Here is a 20,016-nt window from a genome sequence, read left to right as displayed (position 1 = left end):
CCGATTTCCGCAAAGATTACGCGGACAGCTTGTCGAGCTCGCGCACGACCGCTTCGCCCATCACGGAGGTGCCCACCCGCGCGGTGCCGGCGGACATGATGTCGGCCGTGCGCAATCCGCCCGCGAGCACCTTCTCGATCGACTGCTCGATCAGCTTCGCCTCCTCCTCCAGCCCGAACGACCAGCGGAGCAGCATCGCGAAGGACAGGATCTGGGCGCAGGGATTCGCGATCCCCTTCCCCGCGATGTCGGGCGCGGAGCCGTGGATCGGCTCGTACAGCGCATTGCGCTTGCCCGTTTCGTCGGGCGCGCCCAGCGTCGCCGACGGCAGCATGCCGAGGCTGCCGGTCAGCGCCGCGGCGAGGTCGGAGAGCAGGTCGCCGAAGATGTTGCTGGCCAGGATCACGTCGAACTGCTGCGGCTTCAGCGCGATCTGCATGGCGCAGTTGTCCGCGTACATGTGGCTGAGCTCCACGTCGGGGAACTCCGCCTTGCCGATCTCGGACACCACCGCACGCCACAGCCGCCCGGACTGCATGACGTTCGCCTTGTCCACGCTCGTCAGCTTGTTGCGGCGGCCGCGCGCGAGCTCGAAGGCGATGCGCGCGACGCGGGCGATCTCGTCCTCGGTGTAGATCTCCGTGTCGATGCCGACGCGGCGGCCCTGCGCATCGGTAGAGACGCCGCGCGGCTCGCCGAAATAGATGCCGCCGGTGCTCTCGCGCACGATCATCATGTCGAGCCCGGTGACGATCTCGGGCTTCAGCGACGAGGCGTTGGCGAGCGGCGACAGCACCGTCGCCGGGCGCAGGTTGGCGAAAAGGCCCAGCTCCTTGCGCAGGCGCAGGATGCCGAGTTCCGGCCGCTTGTCGAAGGGCAAGGAATCCCACTTCGGCCCGCCGACGGAGCCGAACAGCACCGCGTCCGCCGCCTTGGCCTGGGCCACCGTCTCGTCCGAGCAGGGCGTGCCGGCGGCATCGAGGGAGGCGCCGCCGACCAGCCCCTCCTGGATCTCGAAGGAGATGGCGCGGCGGCGGCCCATCCAGTCGATGACGCGACGGACCTCGCGCATCACCTCCGGCCCGATGCCGTCGCCCGGCAGGATCAGCAGCTTCTTGTTGGCAGCCATCAGGCGATGCTCTCCGTCCCGGTCATCCACGGCTGCGTCTGGCGCAGCCGGGCTTCGTAAGAGTCGATGGCCGGGGCGTGCTGCAGGGTCTGGCCGATATCGTCCAGGCCGTTGAGCAGCAGGTGCTTGCGCAGCGGGTCGACGTTAAAGGGTATCTCCTCCCCGTCCGGCCGCACCATCACCTGGCGCGCGAGATCGACGGTCAGCCGCGCATTTCCGCCCAGCTTCGCATCCTCCATCAGCTTCTCGCAGACCTCGCGGGGCAGGCGGACGGGAAGGATGCCGTTCTTGAAGCAGTTGTTGTGGAAGATGTCGGCGAAGTCCGGGGCGATGACGCAGCGGATGCCGAAGTCCAACAGCGCCCAGGGCGCATGCTCTCGCGAGGAGCCGCAGCCGAAATTCTCGAAGGCGATGAGGATCTCCGCCTTGCGGTACGGCTCCTGGTTGAGCACGAACTCCGGCTTCTCGCTCCCGTCCGGGGCGTAGCGCATGTTGGCGAAGGCGCTCTTGCCCAGGCCGGTGCGCGCGATCGTCTTCAGGAAGCGCGCCGGGATGATCATGTCCGTGTCGACATTAGCCAGCGGCAGCGGGGCGGCGATGCCCGTCAGGGTGGTGAAGGGCTGCATCAGCGCATCAGCTCCCGGACGTCGGTCAGATGGCCGGTCACCGCGGCGGCGGCGGCCATGGCCGGGCTCAGCAGGTGGGTCCGTCCCCCGGGGCCCTGCCGCCCCTCGAAGTTGCGGTTCGAGGTGGAGGCGCAGCGCTCGCCGGGCTTCAGCTTGTCCGGGTTCATGCCCAGGCACATGGAGCAGCCCGCCTCGCGCCATTCGAAGCCCGCCTCGATCAGGATGCGGTCCAACCCCTCCTGCTCGGCCTGCTCCTTCACCAGGCCGGAGCCCGGCACCGCCATGGCGCGCACGCCCGGGGCCAGCTTGCGCCCCTTCAGCACGGCGGCCGCGGCGCGGATGTCCTCGATGCGGCCATTGGTGCAGGACCCGAGGAAGACCGCGTCGATCTTCACCTGCTCCATCGGCGTGTTCGCCGTGAGGCCCATGTAGTCGAGCATGCGCTGCATCTGCGCGCGCTTCGCCTCGTCCGCCTGCTCGGCCGGGTCGGGCACGCGACCCGTCACCGGCACCACCGTCTCGGGCGAGGTGCCCCAGGTGACCTGCGGCACGATGGCGTTGCCGTCCAGCACGACCTCCGTGTCGAAATGCGCGCCGGGGTCGGAGGGCAGCGTGCGCCAGTACTCGATGGCCCGGGCCAGCGCCTCGCCCTTCGGCGCCATCGGACGCTCCGCGACATAGGCGAAGGTCGTCTCGTCGGGGGCGACCATGCCGGCGCGGGCGCCCGCCTCGATCGACATGTTGCAGATCGTCATCCGGCCGGCCATGTCGAGCCCGCGGATCACCTCGCCCGCGAACTCGATGACGTGGCCGGTGCCGCCGGCCGTGCCGATCTTGCCGATGATCGCCAGCATCACGTCCTTGGCGGTGACGCCGAAGCCGAGCCGGCCGTCCACGGTGATGCGCATGTTCTTCGCCGGCTTCTGCAGCAGCGTCTGGGTGGCGAGCACGTGCTCGACCTCCGAGGTGCCGATGCCGAAGGCCAGCGCGCCCATCGCGCCGTGGGTGGAGGTGTGGCTGTCGCCGCAGACGATGGTCATGCCGGGCAGGGACAGGCCCAGCTCCGGGCCGATGATGTGGACGATCCCCTGCCGCTTGTCGTCCAGCGGGATATAGGGGACGCCGAACTCCTTCACGTTCCTCTCGAGCGTCGCGATCTGCAGCGCGCTCTCCGCCTCGTTCACGCCGGTGAAGCGCGTGGCGTCGGTGGGAACGTTATGGTCCACCACGGCGATGGTGGCGTCCGGGCGGCGCACCTTGCGGCCCGTCTGCCGCAGCCCCTCATAGGCCTGCGGCGAGGTCACCTCATGGGTGAGGTGGCGGTCGATGTAGAGGAGCGAGGTCCCATCCGGAAGCGTCTCGACGACGTGCGCATCCCAGATCTTGTCGAACAGGGTCCTGGGCCGGGTCTCCGGCATGGTCGCTCCTCCTCCAGCATCGTGAGGGGCCCGCGCCGAACTCCCCTGGCCACGGGCCCCCGTTCGAACGTTCAGGCCTGGGCCTTCTCCGCCGTCTCGCCGCGCGCGATGGTGCGCTCGGCGATGCGGGCCGACTTACCCGTGCGGCCGCGCAGGTAGTACAGCTTGGCGCGCCGCACCTTGCCGCGGCGGACCACCACGATCTCCGCCACGTTGGGCGAGTAGAGCGGGAAGACGCGCTCCACGCCCTCGCCGTAGGACAGCTTGCGGACCGTGAAGTTACTGTTCAGGCCGCGGTTGGAGCGCGCGATCACCACGCCCTCATAGGCCTGGGTGCGGGTGCGCTCGCCCTCGACCACCTTCACCATCACGCGCACCGTGTCGCCGGCATCGAAGTCCGGGGTGGCGCGGTTGGCGGAGAGCTTGGAGAGCTGCTCCGCCTCGAACTGCTGCAGCAGGTTCATCGTCGTTGTTCCTCTGTCTCAACCGTTGCGGGTGGCCGCCCAGGCCACCGAATGTGTGTCCGCCGAAGCCTGATCCGTCCGGCGCCGCCACAGGTCCGGCCGCCGCTCGCGGGTCGCGGCCTCCGACTGCGCGGCGCGCCAGCGCGCCACCTCGGCGTGATGGCCCGAGAGCAGCACCTCCGGCACGCGCATCCCGTTCCACTCGGCCGGGCGCGTGTAGTGCGGGTATTCCAGCAGCGGGCCGGAGTCCTGCGCCGAGAAGGATTCCTCCTCGGCGCTCTCCGCCCCGCCCATGACGCCGGGCAGCAGCCGCACGCAGGCATCCAGCAGCACCAGCGCCGCGGGCTCGCCGCCCGAGAGCACGTAGTCGCCGACCGAGACCTCGCGCATGCGCCGCGCCTCGATCACCCGCTGGTCCAGCCCCTCGTAGCGGCCGCAGAGCACCACCACCCCCGGCCCCGCCGCCAGCTCCCGCACCAGCGCCTGGTCCAGCAGCCGGCCCCGCGGCGTCAGGTAGAGCAGCGGCCGCGCCGGGCCCTCGCCCATCGCGGCGTCGCAGGCGGCGTCCACCACGTCGGGACGCAGGACCATGCCCGCGCCGCCGCCGAAGGGCGTGTCGTCCACGCTGCTGTGCCGGCCCAGGCCGAAGTCGCGGAGCTGCCGCGCCTCCAGCGACCAGTCGCCGCGCGACAGCGCACGACCGGCGAGCGACAGGCCCAGCGGCCCCGGGAACATCTCCGGGAAGAGCGTCAGCACGGTGGCGCGCCAGCTCATGCCGCATCCTCCTCGCCGGGTTGGGGAGGCACGACGACCTCCTCCGGCGGGACGATGGTGCAGCGGCCGGCGGCGAGGTCCACCACGGGCACGCAGGCGCGGTTGAAGGGGATGTCCCGCTCCCGCCCCGCCGCGTCGCGCAGCGTCAGGAAGGCGCCGGCACCGTAATCCTGCACCGCGCCCACCGTGCCGAGCGCCGCGCCCTCCGCCGAGACGGCGGCGAGCCCGATCAGGTCGGCGAGGTAGAACTCCTCCTCCTCCGCCTCGGGCAGCGCGTCGCGCTCGACATAGAGCCGCACCCCGGTCAGCCGCGCCGCCGCGTCGCGGTCGGCCACGCCCTGGACGCGCGCGATCCCGCCGGGCAGCAGCTCGATGGCGAAGCGGCGCGTTCCGCTCTCATCCGAGAGCGGCCCGTAGTCGCCGATCGCCTCCGGCTCCGCGGTGAAGGAGCGCAGCTTGACCAGCCCCCTCACGCCATGGGGCCGGCCGAACTCGCCCACCAGGATGCGCTTGGCTTCCATCAGGGTCCCGGGCGGATCGCCTCAGAGGCTCAGCCGGCCGCGGCGGCGGCGGCCGCGGCGCGCTCCTGCGCCTTCTTCTTCGGCGCGGACTGCTTCGGCTGCTCCGGATAGACGGGCATCTCGATGATGCCGGCGCGGCCCAGGAACTTCGCCACGCGGTCGGTCGCGACGGCACCCTGGCTCAGCCAGTGCGCGATGCGCTCGTCCTGCAGGCGGATGCGCTCCTCGTGCTCGGCCGGCAGCATCGGGTTGTAGGAGCCCAGCTTCTCGATGAAGCGGCCGTCGCGCGGCGAGCGGCTGTCGGCCACCACGATGTGGTAGTAGGGGCGCTTCTTGGCGCCGGCACGGGCGAGGCGGATCTTCAGTCCCATGGGGGGTCCTCTCTACGATCTCGAATTCAGAAGGGTCGTCGGCCGCCGGAGCCGGGCAGCAGGGCGGAGAGTCCGCCCCGCATCAGCCCCTTCTGGCCGAGCTTGCTCATCCGCTTCATCATCGCGGACATGTCGTCGAACTGCTTGAGCAGCTTGTTCACCTCCTGCACGGAGGTGCCGCTGCCGGCGGCGATGCGCTTCTTGCGCGACGCCTTGATGAGGTCGGGCTTGCGCCGCTCCCCCGGGGTCATGGACGAGATGATGGCCGCCTGGCGCTTCAGCACCGACTGATCGAGGTTCGCGTTCTCGATCTGCGCCTTCATCTTGCCGATGCCCGGCAGCATGCCGAGGATGCCGGACAGCGAGCCCATCTTGCCGATCTGCTTGAGCTGGCTCGCGTAGTCCTCCAGGTCGAACTGACCCTTCTGCATCTTCGCGGCCAGCTTCTCGGCCTGCTCGCGGTCGATCGTCTCCGCCGCGCGCTCGACGAGGGAGACGATGTCGCCCATGCCGAGGATGCGGTTGGCGATCCGGTCGGGGTGGAAGTCCTCCAGCGCGTCCAGCTTCTCGCCCGCGCCCAGCAGGCGGATCGGCGCGCCGGTGACGCTGCGCATGGACAGCGCCGCGCCGCCGCGGGCGTCGCCGTCCACGCGGGTCATGACGATGCCGGTGACGCCGACCTTCTGCTGGAAGGCGCTGGCGGTGTTCACCGCGTCCTGGCCGGTCATGGCGTCCACGACCAGCAGCGTCTGGTGCGGCTTCGTCGCGGCCTTCACCGCCGCGACCTCGGCCATCAGCGCCTCGTCGATGGCCAGCCGCCCGGCGGTGTCGAGGATGACCACGTCGTACAGCTCGCGCCGCGCCACATCCATGGCGCGGGCGGCGATCTCCAGCGGGGTCTGGCCGGGCACGATCGGCAGGGAGCCGACCTCCGCCTGCTTCGCCAGGGTCTCCAGCTGGAGCTGGGCGGCCGGGCGGTGCACGTCCAGCGAGGCCAGCAGCACCTTCTTGCGCTCGCGCGTGCGCAGCCGCAGGGCGATCTTGCCCGAGGTGGTCGTCTTGCCCGAACCCTGGAGCCCGACCATCAGCACCGGCACCGGCGCGGGGGCGTTCAGCTCTAGCCCACGCTGGCCGTCATCCGCCTCGCCGCCGCCCAGCGCCTCGACCAGCGCGTCGTTGACGATCTTGACGACCTGCTGCGCCGGGCTGACCGAGCGCACGACCTCGGCGCCCACGGCGCGCTCGCGCACCTTGGCGATCAGGTCGCGGGCGACCGGCAGAGCGACGTCGGCCTCCAGCAGGGCCACGCGGACCTCGCGCAGCGCCTCGGCGACATCGGCCTCCGACAGCGCGCCACGGCGTCGCAGCCGGTCGAAGACCCCGTTCAGCCTGCCTGACAACGCCTCGAACACGGGCCGCGGATACTCCAATGCCATACGCGCCGCTGCGCGAGCCTTCGCGGAGCGGCGGAGCCGGCTGCCCGAGGCGGCCGACCAGGGTTCGGGACAGGTCCCGGGAGGGCGGGCCATAGCCGTTCCGCACCGGCCGGGTCAAGCGCGGCACGGCCCGCCGCCCTGCCCCACGGGGCTGCTCAGCCATGCCGGCCGCGCACCCTTGCCCTGCCCCGCCCCCCGGGCGCATCCCGGGGGGCGACCCACCCGCCCGGAGGCCCGCGCCGCATGACCACCCCCGACCGCTCCCGCGCCGCCGCCGCGGCCGCCGCGATCGCCGATGCCTGGAGCGAGGCGGGCGGCCCCGGCGGCGCCCTGGTCCTCTTCGACGCCCAGGGCGTGCGGGAGGCGGCGGCGGGCGGCCTCGCCTCGCTGGAGCACCGGTTGCCCTTCACCCCGGACTCGGTCGGGCGCTGGGCCTCCATCAGCAAGCACCTCTGCGCCGCGACCCTGCTGGCCGAGGGCTTCGACCTCCACGACACCTATGGCCGCTTCGTCCCCGGCCTGGATCGGCGCGTCGCCGCCGTCCCGCTGCGCCAGGGGCTGGCGATGACCGGCGGCATCCCGGACCTGATGGAGACCATGGTCCTGGCCGGGCTGCCCTACTCCGCCTCCTGGTCCGAGGCGGAGCTGCTGGAGACCTGCCGACTCCTGCCCGGGCTGAACAACCCGCCTGGCGGGGAGATGATCTACTCGAACACCGGCTGGCGCCTGGCCCAGGCCAGCTTCCCGGCGGCGCGCGGCACCACCTATGCCGAGGCGCTGCGCGACCGGCTACTCGCCCCGCTCGACCTCGACATCCGCTTCCCCGAGGACGAGACGGTGCCCGTGGCCGACCTCGCCACCGGCTACTGGCGCGAGGCCGGCGGCCCTTGGCGGCGCGGGCGCTACGGGCTGCACTTCTCCGCTTCCGGCGGGCTGGCCGGCAGCACGGCGACGCTCGCCCGCTGGGGCTCCGCCCTGCTCGCCGGACGCGGGCCGCTGGCCGGCATGCTGGAGCGGCTGGCGCCGGAGGCGGGCGGCTTCTACGGGCTCGGCCTCGCCGTCACCCCGCTGGGCGGCCTGCGTCTGCTGGGCCATGGCGGCTCGCTGCCCGGCTACAAGAACCATCTGCTCTTCTCGCCGGAGCTGGGCATCGGGGTCGCGGTGCTCTGCAACCAGGAGGAAGCGGAGCCGCTCTGGCTCGCCCTGCGCGTCCTCTCCGCCTGGACGGGCGAACCCCTCCCCGCCCCCGGCCACCTGCCCGCGGGCCTCTATGCCGAGGAGGAGGGCAGCGCCTGGGCCGAAAGCACGGGGGAGGCGCTGGTCTTCATGGGCGCGCAGAACCGGCTGACCGCCGGGCCCGGCGGCACGGTGGAGGGGCTGTCCGGCTCGCTCGCCCTCTCCCTGCGCGCCGCCCCGGACGGGGCGCTGGAGGGTCGCATCGGCGGCGTCCCGCGCCGGCTGCTGCGGGTTCCGGACGGGGTGGCGCTCGACCCCGCCCTGACCGGCCGCTGGCGGGAGCCGGCCTTCGGCGGCGTGCTGGAGGTGCGGGAGGACGGCACCGTCATCCTGCCGGGCCATCCGATGGAGCCCCTGCCCCTCACCCCCCTGCCCGGGCGGCGCGCCCTGGCCTCGCGCCAGCGCGGCCCCTGGCGCAGCCGCCCCTGCCTGTGGCTGGCGGAACCGGGCCGGCTGCGCCTTGCCGTGCATCGGTCGCGGGTGCTGGAATTCCGCGCCACCTGACCAGGACAACGACATGCCGCGCCTGACCACGATCCTCCTCGCCGGCGCGGCCCTCCTCCCCCTCGCCGCCCCGCCGGCGGCGAGGGCGCAGCAGCCCGACCCGAACCGCGTGCTGCGCATCGCGCCCAGCGCGGACCTGCGCACGCTCGATCCCGTCGCCGCCTCCATCGTCATCACCCGGATCCACGGGATGATGATCTACGAGAGCCTCTTCGCCTGGGACTCGAAGCTCGAATCGAAGCCACAGATGGTGGATCAGGCGGAGCTCTCGCCGGACGGGCTGACCTGGACCTTCCGCCTGCGCGAGGGGCTGCGCTTCCACGACGGCCAGCCGGTGACCACGCGCGACGTCATCCCCTCGCTGAACCGCTGGATGGCGCGCGACACGCTGGGCGGCAAGCTGCGCGGCGACGTGGCGGGGATGGCGGCGCTGGACGAGCGCCGCTTCACTCTGACGCTGAAGCGCCCCACCGGGCTCGTCACCTTCGCCCTCGGCTCGGCGGTGGGGAACATCCCCGCCATCATGCGCGAGCAGGACGCGACCTCCGACCCCGCCGTGCCCATCACCGCCACGGTCGGCTCCGGCCCCTTCCGCTTCAACCGCGACGCCTGGCGACAGGGCGCGCTGGTGGTCTACGACCGCAACACGGACTACGTGCCGCGCGCGGAGCCCGCCGACGGCCTGGCCGGCGGCCGCGTGGTGAAGGTGGACCGGGTCGAATGGCATGTGATGCCCGATCCGATGACGGCGGCGAACGCCCTCCAGACGGGCGAGATCGACCTGTGGGAGCAGCCGGCGCAGGACATCCTCCCCACCCTCTCCCGGGCACGGGACGTGCGCATCGCCAACTACGCGCCGCTGCCCAACCAGGCGCTGCTGCGGCCGAACAGCATGCAGCCGCCCTTCGACAAGCCGCTCGCCCGGCAGGCCCTGGCGCTGGCGACGGACCAGGGCGACTTCCTCGCCGCCGGCTTCGGCGAGGAACGCTGGTGGAAGCGCTGCAACGCCTATTTCGTCTGCGGCGGCCCGAACGGCACCACCGCCGGGACGGAACGCTTCGCCGCGCCGAACCTGGACGCGGCGCGCAAGCTGCTGGCCGATTCGGGCTATCGCAACGAGCCGGTGGTGATCATCACCGCCAGCGACGTTCCCTGGATGGCGCGGATGGCGGAGGTGGCGGCGGATTCGCTCAGGCGCATCGGGGCCAATGTCGACCTCCAGTTCATGGACTGGGGCACGGTGGGCACGCGGCTGCGCAACCAGGGGCCGGCGGCGCAAGGCGGGTGGAGCCTCTTCGTCACCTCCGCCTCCGGTGCCACGATGCAGTCCCCCGCCACCAACCTGGGCACCAACATGTCCTGCGAGCGCGCCTGGGTCGGCTGGCCCTGCGACGCGGAGGCGGAGCGCCTGCGCGCCGCCGCCATCGACGCCCCCGACGCGGCCGCCCGTGCCACGGCGGTGGAGGCGCTGCACCGGCGGCTGGCGGAGCAGCAGCCCTATCGCCTGCTCGGCCAGTACGACCAGCCCTATGCCCACCGCGCGAACGTCACCCCGGTGCTGCAGGCGCCCGTGATGGTGTTCTGGAACGTCGAGAAGCGTTGAGCGGCCCGCCCCGGCGCCAGCCCCCAGAGCAGAACCAGACCCAGCTCCAGCAAGGAACCGCTCCGTGAGCCTCGTCGCCCGACTGCTCGCCGCCTGCGCGCCCCTCGCGCTCGCCTTGCCCGCCGCGGCCCAGACACCCGCCGCGCCCCCGCCGGAGAGGGTACTGCGGGTGGCGCCGCATGCGGACCTGCGCACCCTGGACCCGGTCTTCGCCTCGATCCTCGTCACCCGCATGCACGGGACGATGATCTACGAGAGCCTCTTCTCCTGGGATTCGACGCTCGAGGCCCGGCCGCAGATGCTGGAGAGCTATGCGGTCACCCCGGACAACCTGACCTGGAGCTTCACCCTGCGCGGGGGGCTGCGCTTCCACGACGGCCAGCCGGTCACCACGCGCGACGTCATCGCCTCGCTCAATCGTTGGATGGCACGCGACACGGTCGGCACCAAGCTGCGCGAGTACGTCGCGGCCCTGGAGGCCACGGACGAGCGCCGCTTCACCCTGCGGCTGAGCAAGGCGCACGGCGCGGTGCCCTTCTCGCTCGGCTCCGCGGTCGGGCAGATCCCGGCCATCATGCGCGAGTCGGACGCGACCAGCGACCCGTCCAAGCCGGTGACGGAGGCCATCGGCTCCGGCCCCTTCCGCTTCAACCGCGCCGCCTGGCGACCGGGTGCGATGGTGGTCTACGACCGCAACCCCGACTACGTCCCGCGCGCCGAGCCGCCGGACGGGCTGGCCGGCGGCCGCGTGGTGAAGGTGGACCGGGTCGAGTGGCACATCATGCCCGACCCGGCGACCGCCGCCGCCGCGCTCCAGACGGGCGAGATCGACGTCTGGGAGCAGCCGGCGCAGGACCTGCTGCCCACCCTCCAGCGTGCCCGCAACGTGGTGGTGGACCGCTACACCACCAACCAAGCGCTGCTGCGGCCGAACCACCTCTTCCCGCCCTTCAACGACCCGCGCGCCCGGCTGGCCCTGGCCTATCTGGTGGACCAGGGCGACGCGCTCGCGGCCGGCGTGGGCGAGGAGCGCTGGTGGAGGCGCTGCGGCTCCTACTTCGTCTGCGGCAGCGCGAACGGCACCGAAGCGGGGGCGGAGGGCTACGCGACCCCCAATGTCGAGACGGCGAAGCGCCTGCTGGCCGAGGCGGGCTACCGTGGCGAGAAGGTGGTGCTGATCACCACCACGGACATCCCCGCGATCGGCCGCATGGCGGAGGTCTCCGCGGCGGCGCTGCGCGCGGGGGGCGTCAACGTCGACCTCCAGGTGCAGGACTGGGGCAGCGTCACCTCCCGCCAGCCGCGCCGCGACCCGCCGGACCAGGGCGGGTGGAACCTCTTCGTCACCTTCGCCTCGGGTGCGACGATGCAGTCGCCCATCACCAACATCGGCACCAACATGGCCTGCGAGCGCGCCTGGGCCGGCTGGCCCTGCGACGCGGAGGCGGAGCGGCTGCGCGGCAGCTATGTCGAGGCGGTGGGCGAGGCGGCCCGCCGCACCGCGGTCGAGGCGCTGCACCGGCGCCTGGCGGAGCAGCAGCCCTACCGCCTGCTCGGCCAGTTCGACCAGCCCTATGCGCGCCGGGCCAATGTCTCGCCGCTGATCGGCGGACCGGTCATGATCTTCTGGAACGTCGAGAAGCAATGACGCGCATGGCCCCGCCGCGGTTCCTGGCCATCCTCCTGCTGCTGCTCGGGATCGCGGCGCCCGCCCTCGGCCAGCCGTCCCCCATCCAGCCGGCCCCCGCCCAGCCTGCCGGCGACGGCGGACGGGAGCTGGTGGTCGGCACCAAGGAGGCCGCGCCCTTCTCGATGAAGGGCGAGGGCGGCACGTGGGAGGGGATCAGCATCGACCTGTGGCGGCACGTGGCCCAGCAGCTCGGCCTGCGCTACCGGATCGCGGAATATCCCACCGTCCAGGCCCTGCTCGATGCGACGCGGGGGCGGCAGGTGGATGTGGCGGTGGCGGCGCTGACCGTCACCGCCGACCGCAAGCGGGACATGGACTTCACCCAGCCCTTCTACGCCACCGGGCTGGGCGTCGCCGTCTCCTCCCAGGGCTGGGCAAGCTGGCTGCCGGTGATCCGCACCTTCCTCTCCTTCAACTTCCTCCAGGCGGTGCTGGTGCTGCTGGGCATCGCCCTGCTGGTCGGCGTGCTGATCTGGGTGTTCGAGCGGCGGGAGAACCCGCCCTATGGTGGTGGCCCGGTGCGCGGGCTGACCGCCGGCGCCTACTGGTCCGCCATCGCCATGACGCAGGCAGGGGCGGCGCAGGACGGGCCGCGCTCGCTGCCCGGGCGCATCCTGGCGGTGATCTGGATGATCGCCTCGGTGGTGACCATCGCGACCTTCATCGCGGGCATCACCTCGGCGCTCACCACCCAGCGCATGCAGGGGTTGGTGCGCAACCTCGCCGACCTGCGCGGCCTGCGCGTCGGCGTCGTGTCCGGCTCCTCGGCGGCGGAGTTCCTGCACGCGCAGCGGGTGGAGAACCAGGGCTTCCCCACGCCGCAGGACGGGCTGCGCGCGGTGCAGGCGAACCGGCTGGACGCCTTCGTCTACGACCGGCCGCTGATGACCTGGATCGTGCGCAACGACTTCCCGGCGCTGGAGGTGCTGGGCATCAACCTCGACACCCAGAACTACGCCATCGCCCTGGCCGAGGGAGATGCGCTGCGCAACCGGCTGGACGTGGCGCTGCTGGAGACCCTGCGCAGCGAGTGGTGGCAGCAGACGCTGTTCCGCTACCTCGGCCAGGCGGCGGAGAACACCGGGGGGCGGTGACGCCCCGGCGGTGCCTGCCCCGGCGGTGCCTGCCCCCGGGCCGGCCCGGGTCAGTGGATCTCGCTGGACCGGTTCAGCGCGTCCTTCAGCGCCGCGACGGAGAAGTCGCGGGAGCGGCAGATCTCCAGGATCGGCGCCTCGCGCCGGGCGCAGAGGTCGAGCGCCGCCGGCAGCTTCGTCACCGCGTCGTGCGGGATCACCACGGCGCCGTGCTTGTCGGCATGCACCACCGCGTCGTGGTGGCAGGCCATGCCGTGCACCGTCACCTCCTGCCCGTACTGCACCATGTGGACGTAGGCGTGCGACGGATTCACCACCCCGGCGATGAGCTGGAAGTCGCTCGCCAGCATGTCGAGGTCGCGGATCGAGCCGTTGGTGACGCAGCCCTGGCTGCCCAGCGCCTTGTGCACGTTGGAATGGACCTCGCCCCAGAAGGCGCCGGTGCCGGGGGTGTCGTCCAGGTCCTGCAGCACGACGATGGTCGGCATCGCCGCCTCCGCGACGTAGTCGTACCAGCCCAGCCGCGCCGCGCGGTCCACCTCCGGCGCGCGGCCGGACGGGGCGGCCGCGCGGATCGTGCCGGTGCGCGCCAGGCCGCAGACCGGCGCCATGGACGGGAAGGCCGCGACCATCGGCCGCACCGTGAACCCATGGCCGCGGCGGTGCGGCACCACCAGCTCCAGGGCGTTGCAGATGGTGGGCGTGTCCCATTGCCGCAGCGCCTCCAGATCCGCCGCGGTGAAGGGGTACTCGGCCATGCGCTGTCTCCATTCCCGATCGTCGCGGCTCCACCCTTGCTGGCGGGGCGCCGTCGCGGCGGCATCCTTGATGGCGGCCGCGCCACGGTCAAACCCGGCCGCTGCGCCTGGGCGACCGCGGGGCGGCCTGCTACGCTCCCGGACCGAGGGAGAACGTCGATCATGTCCGACAGCCAGCAGCAACCGCCCCGCTTCGGCCTGGGCTGCGCCATCGCCACCCCGGTGCAGGAGGACGGGGCGATCGATCTGCCCCGGCTGACCGCCCAGGCCCGCTGGTGCCTCGACCAGGGCTGCGACAGCCTGACCCTGTTCGGCACCACGGGCGAGGGCAGCTCCTTCGGCCTGGCCCCGCGCGAGGCGGCCTTCGCCGCCCTGGCCCGGGCGGGGATTCCCGCCCCCGAGCGGCTGCTGGCCGGCATCCTGGCCGTCAGCGAGGAGGACGTGGCCGCCCAGGCGGAGCAGGCGCTCGCCGCCGGCTGCCGCGGCCTGCTGCTCGCCCCGCCCTACTACTTCCGCGAGACCTCGGACGACATGCTGTTCGAGTGGTTCGGCCGGGTGCTGAAGCCGCTGCACGGGCGGACGAAGGTCTACCTCTACCATATCCCCGGCATGACCGGCGTGCCGCTCTCCGTCGACCTGGTGGGCCGGCTGAAGTCGGCCTTCCCCGGGACCGTGGCGGGGGTGAAGGACAGCTCCGGCGACTGGTCGAACGCCGAGGCGCTGCTCTCCACCCATCGCGACCTCCAGCTCCTGTTCGGCGACGAGCGCCTCCTCGCCCGCGCCTTCCGCCTCGGCGGGTCGGGCACGATCTGCGGCATGGCCAACATCGCCCCCGAGCTGATCGGCCCGGCCGTGCGCGAGGGCCGCGACGAGCCGCGCATCGCGGAGCTGGTGGGCGTCTTCCTCGCCTTCCCCGTCATCCCGGCGATCAAGGCCGGCATCGCCCATCGCACGGGCGAGGCGGACTGGGTCCGCACCCGTGCCCCGCTGGCGCCGCTGGACGAGGCGGCCGTCCGGCGCCTGGGCGGGATGCTCGATGGCCTCCTCGCCGCCCGCGCTGCCTGACGCCGCCATGCGGGCCGCCCCCCCGCGCGGCTGGCGGGCGGCCGACCCGCGCCCCTTCGGCCGCTCGGGTCTGACGGTCTCCCGCCTGGGCTTCGGCGCGGCGCCGCTGGGCGACCTCTTCGCCCGGCTGGACGAGGATACGGCGATCGGCGCGGCCCGTGCCGCCCTCGCGGCCGGGCTGACCCTGCTGGACGTGGCCCCGCTCTATGGCCACGGGCTGGCGGAGCACCGGCTGGGAACCGCGCTGCGCGACGTGCCGCGCGATTCCGTGGTGCTGTCGAGCAAGGTCGGGCGGGTGCTGGAGCCCGGCCGGCCGGCCGGCTTCTCCGGCTACGTGAACGGCCTGCCCTTCGCCGCCCGCTACGACTATTCCGGCGACGGCGCGCGCCGCTCGCTGGAGCAGTCGCTGCTGCGGCTGGGCACCGACCGGCTCGACATCGTGCTGGTGCACGACCTCGACCCGCAGACCCATGGCCCCGGCTGGGAAGGGCGGATGCAGGAGGCGCTGGATGGCGTCTTCCCCGCCCTGCTCCGGCTGCGGGACGAAGGGGTGGTACGGGCGGTCGGGATCGGGGTGAACGATGCGGCGGCGGCGGCGCGGGCAATCCGGGCCGCCGACCTGGACGCGGTGCTGATCGCCGGGCGCTACTCGCTGCTGGAACAGCCGGCCGCCGGGGACCTGCTGCCGCTCTGCGCCGCGCGCGGCGTCGGCGTGATGCTGGGCGGCGTGTTCAACAGCGGCATCCTGGCCACCGGCGCCTCGGGCGGCGGGGCCTACAACTATGCCCGCGCGCCGGAGGCCGTGGTGGCGAAGGTCCGCCGCCTGGAGGCGGTCTGCATCCGGCATGGCATCCCCCTCTCCCGCGCGGCGCTGCATTTCGCCGCGGCGCATCCGGCCGTCGCGAGCGTGGTGGTCGGCGCCGTCGCCGCAGCGGAGGTGGCGCAGAACGTCGCGGCGCTCGAGGCCCCCGTCCCCGCCTCCCTGTGGGCCGAGCTGAAGGCAGAAGGCCTGCTGCCCGAAGAGGCGCCTACGCCATGAGGGTCGATGCGCACCAGCACTACTGGTCGCTGGCGCGCGGCGACTACGGCTGGCTGACGGCGGACCTGGCCAACATCCACCGCGACTTCGGTCCGCAGGACCTGGTGCCGCATCTGGCGCGCCACGGCCTGGACGGCACGGTGCTGGTCCAGGCGGCGCCGACCGAGGCGGAGACACGGTGGCTGCTGGACCTGGCGCGCGACGAGCCGACGGTGCTGGGCGTGGTCGGGTGGACGGAGCTGGAAGGGCCGATGGCGGCCGGGCGCGTGGCGGCCCTGGCGGCCGAGCCGAAGCTCGTCGGTCTGCGCCCCATGGCGCACGACCTGCCCGACCCCGACTGGCTCGCCCGCCCCTCGCTCGACCCGGCCTTGCGGGAGATGGCGGCGGCGGGCCTGGTCTTCGACGCGCTGGTACGCCCGGCGCAGATGCCGGCGATGCTGCGGCTGCTGGACCGTCACCCGGATCTGCAGGTGGTGCTGGACCATGGTGGCAAGCCGCCCATCGCCCGGGGCGAATGGCAGCCCTGGGCCGGGCTCGCCACGAAGGCGGCCGCGCATGCGCGCTGCGCCTGCAAGCTGTCCGGGCTGTTGACGGAAGCCGCGCCGGGGGCCGAGGTGGAGGCGCTGCGGCCCTGGGTCGGGCATCTGCTCGACACCTTCGGCCCGGACCGCCTGATGTTCGGCAGCGACTGGCCCGTGCTGGAACTCGCCGCCGGCTACGCGGACTGGGTTGGCATGGTGGAGGAACTTCTCGCGCCGCTGCCGGCCGAGGCGCAGACGGCGGTGATGGGGCGCACGGCGATGCGCGTGTACCGACTGCCGCGCTGAGGCGGGCGACGGCCTCCCGGCCGCCGCCATGCCATCACCGGCGCCGCAGCAGCGTCAGGATCAGCCCGCCCGCGACGGCGAGGGGCGCGCTGCGCTTGGCGACGCCCAGGAAGATCTCCTCGGCCGCGCCGGCCAGGGCCACGTCGCGCACGGCCCGCGCCTCGATCTCCGCCTGCGGCTCGCTGACGCGGGACGCGAGCAGCGCCAGCACCAGGGCCAGCACGACATCGACGCCGAGCACGATCGCCGCGCCGCCGATGGGGCCCACCCAGGCATGCGCGGCGTTGTAGCCGAGCACGTGGAACATGATGAAGGCCGTGAGGCCGAAGACCGCGGCGCCGGCATAGAAGCCGAGCTGGCTGACCTTCGCGCCGGCCTGGACCTTCAGGCGTCGGCTCTCCGCCTGAGCGGCCATGCCGACAAGGCGGAGCGCGCGCAGCATCGCCTCAGCGCCCCAGGAGGCGGCCGAGGACGAATCCCACGGCCGCTGCGATCAGGAGGGAGGACCCCGGACGCTCGCGGACGCGGTCCTGGACCTCGTCGTAGCCGCGCTGCGCCTTGTCAGCGACGGTGCCCGCATAGACCTCCGCCTTGTCGACGGCGCGGGAGAGCGACGTCGAGCGCTCGGCCAGCAGAGACTCTACCTTGCGGCGCAGCTCCTCGATCTGCGCGCGGGCGTCGTCGGCGGTGTCTGAAACGAACTGACGCGCCTCGCTCTGGCCGGACATGCGTGTTCTCCTCGAAGCCGTTGGGCGCAGTCGCAACGCGACCTGTGACACGCGGTTGCTCCTGCCTGCCTTCCCGCGCACCCGACCGTGGCATTCCCGCCAGGAATCCGGTCCGGGGCGGCGCGGTCTCAGGCGATCTTCGTGGCGCGGGGGGAAGCGCCAGGGTGCCGCGCCTCCGCGCGTTCGCGCAATGGGAAGCGCACGATCCACGATGTTCCCGGCCCCGGGCCGCGCGCGAGCCGGCCACCCAGTTGCCGCGCGAAGCCGTCGAGCAGCTGCAGTCCCAGCCCCAGCGAGGTGGGGGGCGTCGCCACGGGCAGGCCGATGCCGTCATCCGTCACGGTCAGGATCGCCTCCGCGCCCTCGCGGCGCATCGCCACCGTGACCGTGCCGGTGCGGTCGTCGGGGAAGGCATGGGCGACGGCATTGCCCACGGTCTCCGTCAGCAGAAGGGCGATGGAGACGGCCTGGTCGGTGGAGATGACGAGATCCTCCGCCTCGATCCGCAGCGCCAGCCGTTCGCCCGGCGCCTCCCCCTGGGAGCTGAACTGCTGCGCCGCCAGCTCGTCCAGGAAGGGACGCAGCGTGATCGATTCGAAGGATTGCTGCAGGTAGAGGTGCCGGTGCAGCGTGGCCAGCGCGCGCACCCTGTTGCGTGCCGCGCGGAACTCGTTCTGCGCCGCCGGATCGGCGATGCGGTTGCCCTGGAGGTTCAGCAGGGAGGAGACGACCTGGAGGTTGTTCTTCACCCGGTGATGGATCTCGGCCATCAGCGCGTCGCTATGGTCCAGCGCCGTGCGAAGCTCGCCCTCCCGCGCCTCCAGGGCGCGGACGACCTGGTCGAAGGCCTTCTCCAGCTCGATGACCTCGCGTGGCTCAGTGGTGGAGGGCGGGCGCTCGAACACCACGCCCGAACGCCAACGCTGGACCCGCTCGGCCAGCGACCGCAGCGGACGCACCATGGCGAGGTCCGCCCCGATGATGATGGCCGCCAGGCAGACGACGAGGAACGCCGCGAGCTCCGCGAGCCGTTGCAGGAGGACCGCCCAGGCTGCCTCCCGCACCGGCGCGTAGGGCATCCCCACCACCAGGTGCAGTTCCGACCCCAGGGCCGAGGCGGCGTAGGCCATGTCCTCGCCATTCACCGCCTGCCCCTGCACCACGCCCTCCCCGCGGATCGCCTTGCCGAGGCTCCGGGGGTCCGGGCGGCGGGCGGGCAGGGTTCCGCCCAGGGAGATGATGGTCGAGCGGCGATCGGTCAGCCAGGCCTGGACCCCGCCGGCCTGACGCGATGCGGCCGGCGCCAGGGATTCGACGATCAGCGTGCCGCCCAGGCTACGCCGCGGAAGCTGGGTTGCGTCCAGCGGCACCGCGAAGGGCAGCAGGGTCGGGCCCGTGGCGCCGCCCGTCAGGAAGAAACCCACGGCCAGCTCTCCCGCGACGAGAGGCCGTTGCCACTGCAACGATTCGGGAGGCGGGATCTGCACCTCGCCCGGCAGGCCCGAGCAGCGGCGCGTGCCGCCGACGTCGATGACCCAGAGATTCCCGTAGCGGCCGGGCTGCATGTCGAGGACGCGACGCAGGATCTCGGCGCAACCGTCGCCGTCTAGGCCGAGGACGGGCTGGGTCCGGGCCAGGGTACGCATGACGATATCGAGGTTTTCCAGCGCGCCCGCGACCTGGGTGGTCGCGACCTCACGCGCGGACAGCAACCGCTGCATGCCTTCGCGCAACGCGATGTCCCGGCTTTGCAGCGCGTTGCCGATCGCAATCACAAGAACGGGGATACCGGCCGCGAACAGCAGCGCGATCATCCGTCCGCGAATGCCACCGAGTGACCTCGCCATCCGCCTCGCGCGTTGCGCGAGGCCAGCTGGCTTCATGACTTGCTGCGATCCTGCTCGATCAGTCGAAGCAGTTCCTCGGGCACGGGCTCGCGGGCCACATCGTCATAGATGGCGTGGAGCCCGCGCTGGAGCCAAAGGTTGAAAGCAGCATCGGGCGCGCTTTTTGAAGCGCGCCCCCCGCCCGCTCCCGTGCCCTCGACCGGCATGGGACGTCCCCTCTTGTCTGGTTTGCCGTCCATCAAGCCGAAAGGGTTGCCCGGTCTCCCTCGTCGCCGGCGCGGCCGGCGGCACGCATCGTACGGGCAGAACGGGCCGCGGCGGAAGCCTCCTTGCGCTCGCGGGCTGCCTTGCGCGCACCGCTACGCTCCTCGCCCATCAGCCAACGCTGCAGGGTCTGCCGGGCGCGGAAGACGCGGCACTTGGCGGTGCCGACCGCGCAGTTCATCGCCTCGGCCACTTCCTCGTAGGACATGCCCTGCACGGTCACCATGACCAGCGCCGTGCGCTGCTCCTCGGGCAGCCGGGCCATGTGGATGCGCAGCTCGCGCATCACCAAGCTGTCCTCCTGCGCCCCCGGGCGGGCAAACGCCCCGCTCGGCACGTCGTCCAGGTCGACCGTCTCGCGGCGGCGGCGGATGTCGGAGATGAAGCGGTTGCGGAGGATGCGGAACATCCAGGCGCCGAAATTGGTGCCAGGGGTGAAGGACTCCTTCGCGGCCAGGGCGGAGGTGACGGCGGACTGGACCAGATCGTCGGCGTCGGCGCGGTTGCGGGTCAGCGCCAGCGCCTGGACGCGCAGCCGCGGCAGGGTGGAAGCCAGCAGCTTGTGGAAGTCGAAGCCCTCTTCGGCAGTGGCGGGACGATCGATCTGGGCCGTCTGAGTCAC

General features: G+C 72.6%; 21 protein-coding genes. 7 read left to right on the top strand and 14 right to left on the bottom strand.

What is annotated here, in order from left to right:
* Positions 1-16: 16 nt before the first annotated feature.
* From leuB to ffh, 8 genes are all read right to left on the bottom strand, one after another.
* Positions 17-1,129 (bottom strand): 3-isopropylmalate dehydrogenase, encoded by a 1,113-nt coding sequence (gene leuB, locus LPC08_RS08310; RefSeq protein WP_230452230.1) that lies wholly within the window; start codon positions 1,127-1,129, stop codon positions 17-19.
* The gene (gene leuD / locus LPC08_RS08305; protein ID WP_230452229.1) at positions 1,129-1,755 is read right to left on the bottom strand and encodes a 3-isopropylmalate dehydratase small subunit; all 627 of its coding nucleotides are present in this window, start codon (positions 1,753-1,755) and stop codon (positions 1,129-1,131) included. The genes leuB and leuD overlap by 1 nt, the downstream gene beginning before the upstream one ends.
* On the bottom strand, positions 1,755-3,173 hold the full coding sequence (gene leuC / locus LPC08_RS08300; RefSeq protein ID WP_230452228.1) for a 3-isopropylmalate dehydratase large subunit: 1,419 nt from the start codon (positions 3,171-3,173) through the stop codon (positions 1,755-1,757). The genes leuD and leuC overlap by 1 nt, the downstream gene beginning before the upstream one ends.
* Positions 3,174-3,244: 71 nt before the next feature.
* Entirely contained in the window at positions 3,245-3,637 is a 393-nt protein-coding gene (rplS, locus tag LPC08_RS08295; protein WP_230452227.1) for a 50S ribosomal protein L19, read from the bottom strand.
* An 18-nt stretch (positions 3,638-3,655) separates the two neighbouring features.
* Positions 3,656-4,411: a tRNA (guanosine(37)-N1)-methyltransferase TrmD gene (gene trmD, locus LPC08_RS08290; RefSeq protein WP_230452226.1), complete on the bottom strand. Its 756-nt coding sequence runs from the start codon at positions 4,409-4,411 to the stop codon at positions 3,656-3,658.
* On the bottom strand, positions 4,408-4,932 hold the full coding sequence (gene rimM, locus LPC08_RS08285; protein ID WP_230452225.1) for a ribosome maturation factor RimM: 525 nt from the start codon (positions 4,930-4,932) through the stop codon (positions 4,408-4,410). The genes trmD and rimM overlap by 4 nt, the downstream gene beginning before the upstream one ends.
* A 29-nt stretch (positions 4,933-4,961) precedes the next feature.
* Positions 4,962-5,303: a 30S ribosomal protein S16 gene (rpsP, locus tag LPC08_RS08280; protein ID WP_230452224.1), complete on the bottom strand. Its 342-nt coding sequence runs from the start codon at positions 5,301-5,303 to the stop codon at positions 4,962-4,964.
* 26 nt (positions 5,304-5,329) lie between these two features.
* Positions 5,330-6,715, bottom strand: coding sequence for a signal recognition particle protein (gene ffh, locus LPC08_RS08275; RefSeq protein ID WP_230453016.1), 1,386 nt, complete (start codon positions 6,713-6,715; stop codon positions 5,330-5,332).
* A 267-nt stretch (positions 6,716-6,982) separates the two neighbouring features.
* On the opposite strand from ffh, the gene LPC08_RS08270 reads away from it, so the two are divergent.
* The 4 genes from LPC08_RS08270 to LPC08_RS08255 all read left to right on the top strand — a co-directional run bounded on the left by LPC08_RS08270 (position 6,983) and on the right by LPC08_RS08255 (position 12,866).
* On the top strand, positions 6,983-8,479 hold the full coding sequence (locus LPC08_RS08270; protein WP_230452223.1) for a serine hydrolase domain-containing protein: 1,497 nt from the start codon (positions 6,983-6,985) through the stop codon (positions 8,477-8,479).
* A gap of 13 nt (positions 8,480-8,492) precedes the next feature.
* A complete protein-coding gene (locus tag LPC08_RS08265; RefSeq protein WP_230452222.1) occupies positions 8,493-10,082 on the top strand; it encodes an ABC transporter substrate-binding protein in 1,590 nt (529 codons plus the stop codon).
* A gap of 64 nt (positions 10,083-10,146) precedes the next feature.
* Entirely contained in the window at positions 10,147-11,730 is a 1,584-nt protein-coding gene (locus LPC08_RS08260) for an ABC transporter substrate-binding protein (protein WP_230452221.1), read from the top strand.
* Between the two features lie 5 nt (positions 11,731-11,735).
* The gene (locus tag LPC08_RS08255; protein ID WP_230452220.1) at positions 11,736-12,866 is read left to right on the top strand and encodes a substrate-binding periplasmic protein; all 1,131 of its coding nucleotides are present in this window, start codon (positions 11,736-11,738) and stop codon (positions 12,864-12,866) included.
* A gap of 50 nt (positions 12,867-12,916) precedes the next feature.
* Here LPC08_RS08255 and LPC08_RS08250 read toward each other — a convergent pair whose 3' ends face one another.
* Positions 12,917-13,624, bottom strand: coding sequence for an RraA family protein (locus LPC08_RS08250; protein ID WP_230452219.1), 708 nt, complete (start codon positions 13,622-13,624; stop codon positions 12,917-12,919).
* 162 nt (positions 13,625-13,786) lie between these two features.
* Between LPC08_RS08250 and LPC08_RS08245 the strand changes: the two genes are divergently transcribed.
* From LPC08_RS08245 to LPC08_RS08235, 3 genes are read left to right on the top strand one after another with little or no spacing between them, the layout of a single operon-like run.
* Entirely contained in the window at positions 13,787-14,689 is a 903-nt protein-coding gene (locus tag LPC08_RS08245) for a dihydrodipicolinate synthase family protein (protein ID WP_230452218.1), read from the top strand.
* Positions 14,690-14,696: 7 nt separating this feature from the next.
* Positions 14,697-15,728 carry an aldo/keto reductase gene (locus LPC08_RS08240; protein WP_230452217.1) on the top strand — a complete coding sequence of 344 codons (1,032 nt, stop codon included), beginning with the start codon at positions 14,697-14,699 and terminating at the stop codon, positions 15,726-15,728.
* Entirely contained in the window at positions 15,725-16,555 is an 831-nt protein-coding gene (locus tag LPC08_RS08235) for an amidohydrolase family protein (RefSeq protein WP_230452216.1), read from the top strand. The genes LPC08_RS08240 and LPC08_RS08235 overlap by 4 nt, the downstream gene beginning before the upstream one ends.
* A gap of 34 nt (positions 16,556-16,589) precedes the next feature.
* Here the strand turns inward: LPC08_RS08235 and LPC08_RS08230 are convergent, their stop codons facing one another.
* From LPC08_RS08230 to LPC08_RS08210, 5 genes are all read right to left on the bottom strand, one after another.
* Positions 16,590-16,997 (bottom strand): hypothetical protein, encoded by a 408-nt coding sequence (locus tag LPC08_RS08230; protein WP_230452215.1) that lies wholly within the window; start codon positions 16,995-16,997, stop codon positions 16,590-16,592.
* A 4-nt stretch (positions 16,998-17,001) separates the two neighbouring features.
* Positions 17,002-17,283, bottom strand: a complete 282-nt coding sequence (locus tag LPC08_RS08225; RefSeq protein WP_230452214.1) for an ElaB/YgaM/YqjD family protein — start codon at positions 17,281-17,283, stop codon at positions 17,002-17,004.
* 128 nt (positions 17,284-17,411) lie between these two features.
* Entirely contained in the window at positions 17,412-19,097 is a 1,686-nt protein-coding gene (locus tag LPC08_RS26200) for a sensor histidine kinase (protein ID WP_304622075.1), read from the bottom strand.
* A gap of 65 nt (positions 19,098-19,162) precedes the next feature.
* The gene (locus tag LPC08_RS08215) at positions 19,163-19,336 is read right to left on the bottom strand and encodes a NepR family anti-sigma factor (protein ID WP_230452213.1); all 174 of its coding nucleotides are present in this window, start codon (positions 19,334-19,336) and stop codon (positions 19,163-19,165) included.
* A gap of 32 nt (positions 19,337-19,368) precedes the next feature.
* Entirely contained in the window at positions 19,369-20,016 is a 648-nt protein-coding gene (locus LPC08_RS08210; protein WP_230452212.1) for a sigma-70 family RNA polymerase sigma factor, read from the bottom strand.

It is taken from the genome of Roseomonas sp. OT10, from assembly GCF_020991085.1.
GTDB lineage: Bacteria > Pseudomonadota > Alphaproteobacteria > Acetobacterales > Acetobacteraceae > Roseomonas > Roseomonas cutis.
Note: the sequence above shows the minus strand (reverse complement) of the source record. Positions and strands in the feature narration are given on the sequence as shown.

What these genes read in the sequence shown, in the direction of transcription:
- LPC08_RS08265 (WP_230452222.1), top strand. Translation starts at nt 8,493, where the DNA reads ATGCCGCGCCTGACCACGATCCTCCTCGCCGGCGCGGCCCTCCTCCCC.
- LPC08_RS08225 (WP_230452214.1), bottom strand. Translation starts at nt 17,283, where the DNA reads ATGTCCGGCCAGAGCGAGGCGCGTCAGTTCGTTTCAGACACCGCCGAC.
- leuD (WP_230452229.1), bottom strand. Translation starts at nt 1,755, where the DNA reads ATGCAGCCCTTCACCACCCTGACGGGCATCGCCGCCCCGCTGCCGCTG.
- LPC08_RS08240 (WP_230452217.1), top strand. Translation starts at nt 14,697, where the DNA reads ATGCGGGCCGCCCCCCCGCGCGGCTGGCGGGCGGCCGACCCGCGCCCC.
- trmD (WP_230452226.1), bottom strand. Translation starts at nt 4,411, where the DNA reads ATGAGCTGGCGCGCCACCGTGCTGACGCTCTTCCCGGAGATGTTCCCG.
- LPC08_RS08230 (WP_230452215.1), bottom strand. Translation starts at nt 16,997, where the DNA reads ATGCTGCGCGCGCTCCGCCTTGTCGGCATGGCCGCTCAGGCGGAGAGC.
- LPC08_RS08255 (WP_230452220.1), top strand. Translation starts at nt 11,736, where the DNA reads ATGGCCCCGCCGCGGTTCCTGGCCATCCTCCTGCTGCTGCTCGGGATC.
- rplS (WP_230452227.1), bottom strand. Translation starts at nt 3,637, where the DNA reads ATGAACCTGCTGCAGCAGTTCGAGGCGGAGCAGCTCTCCAAGCTCTCC.
- rimM (WP_230452225.1), bottom strand. Translation starts at nt 4,932, where the DNA reads ATGGAAGCCAAGCGCATCCTGGTGGGCGAGTTCGGCCGGCCCCATGGC.
- LPC08_RS08250 (WP_230452219.1), bottom strand. Translation starts at nt 13,624, where the DNA reads ATGGCCGAGTACCCCTTCACCGCGGCGGATCTGGAGGCGCTGCGGCAA.
- LPC08_RS26200 (WP_304622075.1), bottom strand. Translation starts at nt 19,097, where the DNA reads ATGATCGCGCTGCTGTTCGCGGCCGGTATCCCCGTTCTTGTGATTGCG.
- leuC (WP_230452228.1), bottom strand. Translation starts at nt 3,173, where the DNA reads ATGCCGGAGACCCGGCCCAGGACCCTGTTCGACAAGATCTGGGATGCG.
- LPC08_RS08235 (WP_230452216.1), top strand. Translation starts at nt 15,725, where the DNA reads ATGAGGGTCGATGCGCACCAGCACTACTGGTCGCTGGCGCGCGGCGAC.
- LPC08_RS08245 (WP_230452218.1), top strand. Translation starts at nt 13,787, where the DNA reads ATGTCCGACAGCCAGCAGCAACCGCCCCGCTTCGGCCTGGGCTGCGCC.
- rpsP (WP_230452224.1), bottom strand. Translation starts at nt 5,303, where the DNA reads ATGGGACTGAAGATCCGCCTCGCCCGTGCCGGCGCCAAGAAGCGCCCC.
- LPC08_RS08215 (WP_230452213.1), bottom strand. Translation starts at nt 19,336, where the DNA reads ATGCCGGTCGAGGGCACGGGAGCGGGCGGGGGGCGCGCTTCAAAAAGC.
- leuB (WP_230452230.1), bottom strand. Translation starts at nt 1,129, where the DNA reads ATGGCTGCCAACAAGAAGCTGCTGATCCTGCCGGGCGACGGCATCGGG.
- LPC08_RS08270 (WP_230452223.1), top strand. Translation starts at nt 6,983, where the DNA reads ATGACCACCCCCGACCGCTCCCGCGCCGCCGCCGCGGCCGCCGCGATC.